This window comes from Meiothermus luteus (assembly GCF_003574085.1).
Taxonomy (GTDB): domain Bacteria; phylum Deinococcota; class Deinococci; order Deinococcales; family Thermaceae; genus Meiothermus; species Meiothermus luteus.
Window position 1 is genome coordinate 1 of the sequence record NZ_QWKZ01000093.1, and the last position, 10,487, is coordinate 10,487.

The 10,487-nt window shown below is 68.1% G+C and carries 8 protein-coding genes; 2 read left to right on the plus strand and 6 right to left on the minus strand.

Annotated elements, in window-relative coordinates:
- Nucleotides 1-994, minus strand: a 994-nt coding sequence (locus Mlute_RS12020; RefSeq protein WP_456237813.1) for an HflX-like GTP-binding protein, incomplete at its 3' end; no start/stop codon positions are given.
- Nucleotides 995-1,165: 171 nt separating this feature from the next.
- On the opposite strand from Mlute_RS12020, the gene Mlute_RS12025 reads away from it, so the two are divergent.
- Nucleotides 1,166-1,684 carry a YdcF family protein gene (locus tag Mlute_RS12025; protein WP_119360871.1) on the plus strand — a complete coding sequence of 173 codons (519 nt, stop codon included), beginning with the start codon at nt 1,166-1,168 and terminating at the stop codon, nt 1,682-1,684.
- Nucleotides 1,685-1,686: 2 nt separating this feature from the next.
- Here Mlute_RS12025 and pgm read toward each other — a convergent pair whose 3' ends face one another.
- From pgm to Mlute_RS12040, 3 genes are read right to left on the minus strand one after another with little or no spacing between them, the layout of a single operon-like run.
- A complete protein-coding gene (gene pgm, locus Mlute_RS12030; protein WP_119360872.1) occupies nt 1,687-3,333 on the minus strand; it encodes a phosphoglucomutase (alpha-D-glucose-1,6-bisphosphate-dependent) in 1,647 nt (548 codons plus the stop codon).
- A 52-nt stretch (nt 3,334-3,385) separates the two neighbouring features.
- Nucleotides 3,386-4,606, minus strand: coding sequence for an L-2-hydroxyglutarate oxidase (lhgO, locus tag Mlute_RS12035; protein WP_119360873.1), 1,221 nt, complete (start codon nt 4,604-4,606; stop codon nt 3,386-3,388).
- A 9-nt stretch (nt 4,607-4,615) separates the two neighbouring features.
- Nucleotides 4,616-5,878: an esterase-like activity of phytase family protein gene (locus tag Mlute_RS12040; RefSeq protein WP_119360874.1), complete on the minus strand. Its 1,263-nt coding sequence runs from the start codon at nt 5,876-5,878 to the stop codon at nt 4,616-4,618.
- 91 nt (nt 5,879-5,969) lie between these two features.
- Between Mlute_RS12040 and pyrF the strand changes: the two genes are divergently transcribed.
- The gene (gene pyrF / locus Mlute_RS12045) at nt 5,970-6,755 is read left to right on the plus strand and encodes an orotidine-5'-phosphate decarboxylase (protein WP_119360875.1); all 786 of its coding nucleotides are present in this window, start codon (nt 5,970-5,972) and stop codon (nt 6,753-6,755) included.
- Here pyrF and Mlute_RS12050 read toward each other — a convergent pair.
- Together Mlute_RS12050 and Mlute_RS12055 are read right to left on the minus strand one after the other, a co-directional pair.
- Nucleotides 6,745-9,525, minus strand: a complete 2,781-nt coding sequence (locus Mlute_RS12050) for a tetratricopeptide repeat protein (RefSeq protein ID WP_119360876.1) — start codon at nt 9,523-9,525, stop codon at nt 6,745-6,747. The genes pyrF and Mlute_RS12050 overlap by 11 nt on opposite strands.
- Nucleotides 9,526-9,599: 74 nt before the next feature.
- On the minus strand, nt 9,600-10,487 hold an 888-nt coding region (locus Mlute_RS12055; protein WP_147371080.1), incomplete at its 5' end, for a 5-oxoprolinase subunit C family protein.

Consider the following 10,487-nt stretch of genomic DNA (forward strand, 5'->3'; position numbering starts at 1 on the left):
CCCGGGTGCCAATCCCCCCGCCCAGCCGGGACAGGGCCTTGCCCTGGCCCACCAACCGGGGCAGCAGGTACTTGAGCTGGGCCAGCTCCACCTGCGCCTTGGCCTCAGGGGTGCGGGCGTGCTGGGCAAAGATGTCCAGGATAAGCTGGGTGCGGTCCAGGACCTTAAGCCCGGTCACCGCCTCCAACTCGCGGGCCTGGGCCGCGCTCAGCTCAACCCCAAAGATGAGGGTGCCGGCGTTCTGGTGGTAGGCGTGGGAGACCAGCTCGTCCACCTTACCCCGGCCCACCGCGTAGCGGGGGTCCAGGCTAGGCCGGTAGACCAGCTCCTTATGGGCCACCACCGCCCCCGCGGTGCGGGCCAGCTCCACCAGCTCGGCCAGGTCGGCCTCGGCCTGCACCCCCTCCCCGTGGTCAATTCCCACCAGCACCGCCCGCTCCCCCGCCCCGTCCCGCAGGTCAAGCCCCCGGGCCTGCCGGGAAAGCTCCTCCTCCAGCGCCGCCACCGCCGCCCCCAGGTCCCAGTCCAGGTACTCGTGGTAGGGCCGCGCGGGCAGAATCTGCCAGTCCTCCTCAATGGCCTTGGGCGGCGAGAGCAGGGCCAGGTGGAGCCGGCTCGGGTGCCCGTCGGCTACCTCCAGGGCCGCTAGGGCGTCCAGGCGGTGCAAAAAGAGCACCGAGAGGTCGGGCCGCGAAAGCCCACCCTGGCCCAGGTGGGTGTGCAGCAGCCGGTACCCCGAGAGGCGGGTCTCCACCAGGGCCGACTCTGGAACCGGCAGCTCCCGGGCATCCCCCACCGCCACCCTGAGCACCCGCCCACCCCGGTCCATGAGCAGCCCGATGGGCTTCCCCAGCTCCGCCGACAAGGCCGCCAGGGTGCGGGCCAGCTCGGCGGTGAGCAGCCGGTTGGGGGGCACACGGCGGTTGTACAGGTTGGCCAGGCGCTTCCTCTCGCTGGGCTTTAAACCGTTGGTGCGTCCAAAGATTTTTTCCACGAGGCCATCACCCAATTAAGGCAAACCCGCCCCCTAGGCCACAGGCGCTTAGGGGACGGGGTCCAAAGGCTCAACTTGAGAGAAGTATAGCACCCCAGGCCTAGGAGATGATGGTGGGCCTCACAACCTCGACAAGGACAGGGGCTTGGGGTAGTTTGAGATGGGGAGTTTATGCGCCTGCTGATGGCCGTGCTGGCGGTGGGCCTAGGGGTGCTGGCCTTCACCCCGAAGGCCGCCTCGAGCCCTAAGAAGGCCGACTGGATTGTGGTCCTGGGGGCCGCGCAGTACAACGGCGAGCCCTCGGTCATCTTCCGCAACCGGCTCGAGGCCGCCCTCCGGCTCTACCGTCAGGGCTACGCCCCGCGCATCGCGGTCACCGGAGGGCGTCGGCCGGGGGACCGCTACAGCGAGGGGGAGGTGGGCTGCCGCTACCTGGAGACCCGAGGGGTGCCCCGAAGGGCCCTCCACTGCGAGCAGCAAAGCCGGCGAACCTGGGAGAACCTGAGCAACATCGCCCCGGTGCTGGGCGGCTCGAGCGCCATCATCGTCACCGACGAGCCCCACCTGCCCCGGGCGCTCATCCTGGCCGAGCAGCTCGGCCTGAAGGCCTCGGGCTATGCGGTCCAGGGGAACTTCAAGGAATCCTACCGACAGCGGGAGGCCCTGCTGGCCCAGCTGGGCATCCGCTAGGCCTAGCCCACCCCCGCGGCGCGGAAGGCTCCGGCCACCACCTCCTGGGCCTCCCGTACCACCTGTTCCAGGTGCTCCAGCCCCTTGAAGCTCTCGGCGTAAACCTTGTAGACGTCCTCGGTGCCCGAAGGCCTGGCGGCGAACCAGGCGTTCTCGGTGACCACCTTCAACCCCCCGATGGGCTCGCCGTTGCCAGGGGCGCGGGTCAGCTTGGCCAGGATGGGCTCCCCGGCCAGCTCGGTGGCCCGAACCAGCTCGGGCGAAAGGTTCGCCAGGGCTTTTTTCTGCTCGGGGGTGGCCCCGGCATCTATGCGGGTGTAGGCCGAAGCGCCAAAACGGGCCTCCAAAGCCCGGTAGTGCTGGTGGGGCGAGGCACCGGTCTTGGCCAGAATCTCGGCAGCCAGAAGGCCCAGGACAATCCCGTCCTTATCGGTGCTCCAGACCCGGCCGTCCATCCGCAGGAAGGAGGCCCCAGCGCTCTCCTCCCCGGCAAAGCCCAAGGCCCCCGAGTGCAGCCCTTCCACGAAATACTTAAAGCCCACCGGCACCTCATACAGCCGCCGACCCAGGGCCTGGGCCACCCGGTCAATCATGCTGCTGCTGACCAAGGTCTTCCCCACCGCGGCCTCTGCCCGCCAAGCCGGGCGATGCTGGAAGAGGTAGTCCACGCAGACCGCCAGGTAGTGGTTGGGGTTCATCAGCCCCTCGGGGGTCACGATGCCGTGCCGGTCGGCATCGGGGTCGTTGCCGATGGCCAAGTCAAAGCGGTCCTTGAGGCCAAGGAGCGAGGCCATGGCATAGGCCGAGGAGCAGTCCATGCGAATCTTGCCGTCCTTATCCAGGGTCATGAAGGCAAAGCTGGGGTCTATGCGCTCGTTAACTACGCTCAATTCCAGGCCGTACCGCTCGGCGATGTGCCGCCAGACCTCGAGGGAAGCCCCCCCCAAGGGGTCTACCCCGATGCGCACCCCCGACGCCCGGATGGCCTCCATGTCCACAATCCCCTCGAGCCCTTGCACATAGGGGGCCACGAAGTCGTACGCCCGCACCGCCTGCAGGGCTTTGGCCAGGGGCCAGCGCCGCACCTCCACCAGGCCCCCGGCCAAAATCTGGTTGGCCCGCTCCTGGATGGCCTGGGTCGCCTGGGTGTCTGCCGGACCCCCGTGGGGGGGGTTGTACTTGAAGCCCCCATCCTGGGGCGGGTTGTGGCTGGGGGTAATCACGATGCCGTCGGCCAGCCCCCGGCTGCGCCCCTGGTTGTGCTCCAGGATGGCGTAGGAGACCAGGGGGGTCGGGGTGTAGCCCCGGCCCTCGGCCACCCAGACCTCCACCCCGTTGGCCGTGAGCACCTCCACCGCGCTCACCCAGGCCGGCTCGGAGAGGGCGTGGGTGTCCATGCCCAAAAAGAGGGGGCCCGTGATGCCTTGGGCCTTGCGGTACTCGGCCACCGCCTGGGCGATGGCCAGGATGTGGGCCTCGTTGAAGGTCCCCAGGAGAGAGCTGCCCCGGTGCCCGCTGGTACCAAAGGCCACCCGCTGGGCCGGGTCGGCCGGGTCGGGCCTTAGGGCGTAGTAGCTGCTGACCAGCCGCGGAACGTTGACCAAGGCGCTGGGAGGGGCAGGCTGACCGGCTAAGGGATGGAGGGACATAACAGCTCCTTTTGCGTCTGGAGTCTATTGTAACGGCTTGGGGCCGGGCAACTTAGGCCTGCGAAGGCACCCGGCCTTTGTGCAGGGCCTCTATCTGATCCACCACGTACTCGGCAAAGGGCATGGCCGCGGTCCAGGCGGGGGATATGGCGTTGAGCACGTGCAAGCCCTCGGCGTTGCCCTCGAGGGTGAAATCCATCACCAGCTTTTTTTCCTGGTGATCAAAGAGCTGGGCCCGGATGCCCGGACGCCCCCAGGTGCGGAAGTTCTCCCGCCGGACCCCCTCCGCAAGGGCCGAGGCCTGGGCCACCAGGTAGGCCTGAGAGTATTTTTTTATCTCCTCCAGGGCGATCCCCCGGAAGTTGAAGTCGTTGCGGAGGAACAGAACGGCCTCGTCGCGCAGGATGGACAGGGCCTCGCGGGCATCAAAGCCGGAAAGCCCCTGGTAGTTCTCCCGCCAGAAAGCGGGGATGGCGGTGGGGCCTATCTTGACCTTTCCGTCCACCGTGACCGTGAAGTGGACCCCCAAGAAGGTGTTCCGCAGGTCCGGTACCGGGTAGATGTTGGTCCTCAAGGAGCCCGGCGGTTCGGAACCATAGAGGTAAAGCCCCTTGAAGGGCAGGATGCGGTAGCGCAGCCCCAGGCCAAAGTCGTGGGCCACCCGGTCGGCGTGCAGCCCCGCCGCGTTGACCACAAAGCCCGCGCTGTAAACCTCCTGCGGGGTGATGATGTCGGTGCCGCGCCGCCCCTGGTAGGGGCTGTTGAGCTGAATTTCAATGCCCCGCTCCCGGCACTCCTTCGCCAACGCCGCCATGCACTCCTGGGGGTCTACGGTGGCGGTGTTGGGGGACCAAAGGGCCAGCTCAGTGGTCTTGACCCGGGGCTCTATCTTCCTGGCCTCCTCGGCAGAGATGAGGTAGGTCTCCACCCCGTTGAGGTCGCCCCTTCGCTTGAGCTCCCGCAGGCCCTCCACCTCCTGCTCGTTTTTGGCCACCACCAGCTTGCCGCAGCGGTTGATTCGGAGGCCCCGCTCCTCCACGAACCGCTTCCAACGGGCGTTGCCCTCGCGGGTAAAGCGAGCCTTGAGGGAGTCGGCGGTGTAGTAAAAGCCCGCGTGCAGCACCCCGGAGTTGCGCCCAGAGCCGTGCTGGGCCAGCTCCTTCTCCTTCTCCAGCACCACGATCCTGGCGCTGGGGTTGCGCCGGGCAAGCTCGAGCGCAATGGTAAGCCCCACAACCCCCGCGCCAATGACCAGATAGTCGCAGGTTTTCATCCCCCCATTCTAAGGGAGGGCCCAGCGGGGCTGGCCCACCCCCGGGGCCAGGCGCAAGGCGGTGGGCAGCCGCAGCCAGATGAACTCGTTGGCGTCCTTCACCTCCGCACCACGCCCCCCCGTGGCGGGGTAGTTGTTGTCGTTCAGCACCAGGAGGGTCTGGGCGTCCAGCACCAGCACCGACTCAATGGTGAAGTACGGGAAACGGAACACACCCCCCTGCGTGGACGGGGCCAGGCCTCGAGGGTCGGCGATGTTGAGCAGGTCCACCACCAGCTCCTTGACGAAGACCCCCTCGGCATCGCGCCGGCCCAGGTCTATCCTGTAAATCCGCTTGAAGCGGGCCTCAGCCCCCTGACGGTTGTCGCGCTCAATGACCAGCAGCTCGTTCTCGTTGACCACGGTTGTATCGCCAATGGCGTGGGCAGGGTCGTCAAAGCGGTAGCGGCCCACCAGCCCCACCCAGCGTTTCGCGGTGGGGTCAAACTCCATAAGCCGCACGGTACCGGCTGGGTCGCCGGCCACGGTTCCCTCCAGCATGGCGTAAATCCTGGTGCGGCCCGGGTTGGTGGTCATCCCCTCAAAGCCGCGGGAGGTGGGCAGGTTGGCCAAGCTTGGCTGGCCGGGGCCCACCGGGCTCATTATCAACACGGGGTTCTGCGGGGCCCGCACCTGATCCTTGCCGGGGTCCTTGCCGGGGCCAAAGTCCGGGGTGGCAAAGGGGGGATCCAGAAGTACCCCGTCGCTGTCAAAGTGCAGCAAATAGGGGCCAAACTCGTCCCCCACCCAGATCGTCCCATCGGCGGCCAAGACGAAGGACTCAGGGTCAAAGTCGTAGCCAGTCAGGAGGCGGTCGGGAGTGTTCTCGTTGAGGATGGGGAAGGGCACCTTCCGGTTGGGGTCGCGAAGCTGGATGAAGTGGTTCACCTGGACCGTTCCCGGACCCCCCCGGGCGGTCCGGGGCTGGGGGGTCACCAGGTAGATCCGAAGCAGGTAGTCGGGGCTGTTGGCTTTGGAGCCAAAGCCGTTGTCCGAAAGCATCCAGTAGCTGCCCGGCTGGGGGCCGAACTGGACGGCGCTAAAGCCCTGCACCGGCTGCGCCTGGAAGGGGGGGCGTTCCGCGCGGAAGCCCGGGTTTTCACGGTAGGCCCCGCTTGGAGGCCCCTCGGAAAAAGTATCAGCCGGCAGCACGGCAAAACCCACCAGCTCCACCCGCGGGGCCTGGGCCAGGCCGAAGGTTAGGGCCAGTCCAACCAGCAAAGCTCTTCTCATAACACCCCTCCGCAGACATCCTCCAAAGCCGAGGTCAGGGCACCTTCAGGGCCCCTTTGAAGCCCCGCTGATGCAGGGTAGGCTGGTTGGGATGGAGTTCGTGGAGGAGGTTCTACAACGCCCCCCGCTGGTGCTGGGGGTTGACCCCCGGCCTGGGCTGCACGGCCCGGAGCCCCTGGAGCACATCCGCCGCTACACCCTCGGCCTAATGGAGGCCCTGGCAGGGAAAATCTGCGCGGTGAAGTTTCAGACTGCCTTCTTTGAGGCCCTAGGCCCAGCCGGCTTTGGCCTGATGCACGAGCTGGTGGTGGGGGCCCGGGTGCTCTCGCTCCCGGTAATTGTGGACGCCAAGCGGGGGGATATCGGCTCCACCGCAGAGGCCTACGCGCGGGCCTACCTGGAGGCCTACCCGGGCTCGGCCCTAACTGTGAACCCCTACCTGGGCCACGACGCCCTGGAGCCCTTTCTTCGGACAGCGGCCCGCTCTGGGGGTGCGGTTTTCGTCCTGGTCAAGACCTCCAACCCTGGCTCGAGCCTCTTCCAAGACCTTCCGCTGGCCGATGGGCGCAGGCTCTACCAGGCGGTGGCCGACCACCTGGTCCAAGAGGCCGAGCGGCAACGGGTGGGGGCTTGGTCCCGCCTAGGGGCGGTGGTGGGGGCCACCTACCCGGCTCAGGTATGGGAGCTGCGGGAGCGGCTACCCTGGTCGCTGTTCCTTCTGCCCGGGCTAGGGGCCCAGGGGGGCCAGGCCATCCGTGGTCCTGGCTTGCTCAACACCGCCAGCCGGGCGCTGTACTACCCCGGCGGGCGGCCCGACCTAGAAGGGGCGCTCCACCAGGCCGAGGCCTATCTCTCTGAGCTGGCCCCTAGCCTTTGAGGGCCCGGCGAAGTATCTGGGGAGCGAACTCCCCCAAGGCCCGCAAAAACCCCGTCACCCCCCGGGCCCGCCCTGGGGTGATGTAGACCGGCACCCCTAGCTGCTCTGCCGCAAGGCGCACCGGTTCAGAGAGGTCGTGGCCCACATAGCTGCTGATAATCATCAGGCCGTGGGCCCGCTCGAGCCGGCTGTGGATACGCCGGATGACCTCCCGCCCGGCGGCGTAGCTGTCCGAGTCAAACCAGTCCAGCTTGAGGCCCTGCCCCTCCAGGATGGGGCTTAGGCGGCTCCTGAGCTGGGTATGCCCCCCCACCACGATGAGGTATTCCCCATGGAAGCGCGGCAACCCCTCGCGCATCAGGCCCTCAGGGGTAGCCCCGGCCAAGGCGTCAGGGGTGCCCTCGAGGAGGGAGAGGGCCCTCGAGGTGGCCTTGAGCTCCTCCAAATAGAGCTGGAGATCTGGGTCGGTGGGGTTCAAGAAGAGCAGGTTCCGCAAAATCTCCCGCGAAAGCGCCAGGTCCTTCTCCCAGTAGTAGGCGATCTCCAGGGCCTTGCGCCAGGTCTGGGCGGCCTTCTGGTAAGCCCCGGTGCGCTCGTAGTGCTCGGCCAGATCGTAAAGCACCTCCAGGGCCTCCGGGTTGCGGGACAGCTCGGAGAGCAGCAGCCCCTCGGCCCCTAGGGCCTGGCCGGCGTTGTAGAGGGCCGCCAGGTACTGGCCCCGCACCGCTTGGGCCTCGTGGCTTTGGGAGAAGTTGCGGGACAGCCGGTAGGCCCGCTCGAGGTGCTCCAAAGGGGGCTCGGGGGTTTCCTCCAGGCTTTGGGCCAGCATACGAAAGGCCTCCCAAGGGCCCTCCAGGGCCTCCACCAGCCTCAAGACCGGCTCAACGTCGCTGAAGTGTTGCAGCCCAGCCTCGCGCACCCGCCCCAGGAACTCGCGGGCCAAGACCGGCTCCCCGGCCTCCAGGGCCTCCTGGGCCAGCTCAAAAAGCTGAGTCACCGGGTAGGCCCGGTGGGCGTGGGCCCGCTTGTGATCCCCCAGCACCTCCAGCACCGGGTACCCCAGGGCCCGCTTGGAGAGGGCCAGCAGGTGGTAAGCCAGCCCTGCAGGCTCACCCCGGGAGGCCCGCGCGGCCCGCTCGAGGTAGCGCACCGCCTCGGCATGCCGCCCCTCCCGGTGGCGCAGCATCCCCAAGGCCAGAAGGGCGGTAGCGTCCTCCGCTCGGGCCACCGCATCGGTCAGGTAGGGCTCCACCTCCTTCAGGTCGGCCAGGGGCACGCTGTCTAGGGCCTCGGGCCCCCGCACCTTCAGGCCCGCCAGCGCCAGCCCCAGCGCCCCGTGGGACTCCCCCAGGACGTAAAGCCGCTGGGCATAGCGGGCGGCCCGGCCCCAAAGCCCCTGCTGCAAGGCGGCCTGAAGCCCCAGGCGCAACAACCCACGGGTGAGCAGCTCAGGGGAGAGGTCCTCCACAAACTCCACCCGGCGGCTCACCTCGCTCCACTCCCCCTCCCGGCAAAGCCGCAGCACGCGCTCCTCGGTGCGCTCGAGGGCGGTCTTCAGGTAAATCTCGGCCTCGGGCAGGCCGCACTCGTAAAGCTGACGCAACGCGTCCGAAAGCCGCCCTAACCCCAGGTACACCTTGCCCAGGGCCAGCCTAAATCGCCCCCCCCGGCTGGCCAGGGCCTCCAGGCGGGGCAGGGCCCGCTGGTAATCCTCCAGCTCAGCCCAGCACAGCGCCCGCAAGTCCTCGGCCTCCGGCCGGCCGGCCCGGGCCAGGGCCTCTTCGGCCTCCGCGTAGCGCGAGAGGGCCAGCAAAGCCCGGCCCCGCAGGTAGGCCAGCTCACCGCTGGCCCCCGCGGGCACCCGGGCCAGCACCCCGGCGTAGTCGCCCGCCTCGAGCAGGGCCCAGACCTCCTGGGGGCTGGCGGGGGGCGCCTGGGGAGGTGGCTCAGCCAAGACCCGGACGGGGGCCTCTGGGAGCAGCGCCCTCGGTTGGGCCAGGGCCTCGGGCATCCGCGCGGTGATAAGGGTGTAGTCCCCATCCCCCACCTGCTCCACCTCGGTAAACCCCAGGCCCTCCAAGGCCCGTACAACCGCCCTAGGGTTCTTTCCCAAAAAGGGGCCGTGGCCATAGACCAAAAGCCCCCCAGGCCGCAGCAGACCCTCCAGACCCCGCACCCGTTCCGCGAAGCAAAAGTGCTCCAGGTATCGGTCTTCCTCCAAGGTAGGCCCAATCCCCCCCAGATAGCCTTCGGGCAGGCAGGAAAGGAGCAGAACCGCGTCCATAGGAGGCAGTTCCAGCCGCTGGGGGAACCATCCCTCGTGCCAGCTCACCACGGGGCCGGTGCGGGCCTGGCCCAACGCCACCGCCTCGCTGACCCCTTCCAGGGCGTGCCACTCGAGCTCGGGCCGGGCCTCCTGAAGGAGCTTAACCAGGCCCCCGGTAAAGGCCCCCACCTCGAGCACCCGTCCCTTCTGGGGCAGGTGCTGGGGCAGGGTCTGCACGTAGAACTCAACAAAGGGAAGGTGCATGGCGTAGACCATGCCCTCCAGCCGCTCCCGAGGATGGCGCAGCAGCTCGGTGTAAAAACTTCGCACCGCCTCCAGGTCCCCACCCTGGGCTGAAAGATACGCTTCCCAAGCGTTTAGAACCGGTCTGCGGCGTGAAGGACTACCAATCCGCCGGGCCAGCTCCCTCTCAAAATGCCCCGGGGAAAGGGGGCCGCTCACGTGAAGCTGGCTGCGAAAGTAGCGCCTAACCTGGGTATCCACCAACCACCTCCTACTAGGGGTCTTTGTGCCCTGTAATTGGTGTGTATTTTGGCAGGTTAAGCGATGTCTGTAAACTACACAGGGTATTCCCAGCCGCAATACCCCAAACGGGTATCCCCTGCCGGGACAAAGCGCAGCCTCTCCCCAGGGCGGAGCTGGGCCAGCCGGGGAAGATCGGCAGGGTGCACCTGGGCCGGCTTGGTATAGCCCCCCATCCGCCCCCGGTCGTTCAGCAAGACAATGGGCTGGCCCTGAGGGGTCATCTGGATGGCCCCCAACGGCGTGGCCTCGCTGGTTAGCTCCCCACCAGGCACCCAGGGACCCTCCAAGCGGAGCCCCATCCGGTCACCCGCGGCCAGGGTGTAGGGCCCCGAGCAGAGGGCCTCTAGGGCCTCCGGGGTGAACTGGGGCCCCGGCAGCAGGCGCACCACCGCTGGGGCCAGCCGCGGCATAGACCACCCCCGGCCGGGCCGCACCGGCCGGGGGTGGTCTATCCCCAGCACGTCCCCAGCCTGTAGGGGCCGGCCGATAAGCCCCCGCACATCGGCCCCTGCACTCCCCCAAAAGCGCTGGCTCTCCAGGCCTCCTGCCAGGGCCAGGTAGCCCCGGGCCCCTTCCGGCCGGCCCCTGAAGCCCAGCACATCCCCTTTCCGAAGGGCAAAGCTCTGGCCCGCCGAGAGGGGCTCCCCATTGAGCAGGGGCTCCATACCATAGCCCGCAAAAGCCACCACCACCGGCGCCAGCACCTCCAAAAGGGGCCCCTTCAGGGTGAGCTCGAGCAGGGGCGCGTGGGGAGGGTTACCCACCAGGGCGTTGGCCACCCGGGCCGAGCGGGCGTCTAAAGCCCCCCCCGCGGCCAGGCCCAGGTGCCCGCCAAACCGCCTGCCCCCGTCCACCACCAGGTCCAGTAGACCCGGCTCCAGCACCCGTAGCGTTGGATGGCGGGGCTCCGTGGGTAGAAG

Coding starts and splice junctions, on each gene's coding strand:
- Mlute_RS12025 (WP_119360871.1), top strand. CDS start 1,166: ATGCGCCTGCTGATGGCCGTGCTGGCGGTGGGCCTAGGGGTGCTGGCC.
- pgm (WP_119360872.1), bottom strand. CDS start 3,333: ATGTCCCTCCATCCCTTAGCCGGTCAGCCTGCCCCTCCCAGCGCCTTG.
- lhgO (WP_119360873.1), bottom strand. CDS start 4,606: ATGAAAACCTGCGACTATCTGGTCATTGGCGCGGGGGTTGTGGGGCTT.
- Mlute_RS12040 (WP_119360874.1), bottom strand. CDS start 5,878: ATGAGAAGAGCTTTGCTGGTTGGACTGGCCCTAACCTTCGGCCTGGCC.
- pyrF (WP_119360875.1), top strand. CDS start 5,970: ATGGAGTTCGTGGAGGAGGTTCTACAACGCCCCCCGCTGGTGCTGGGG.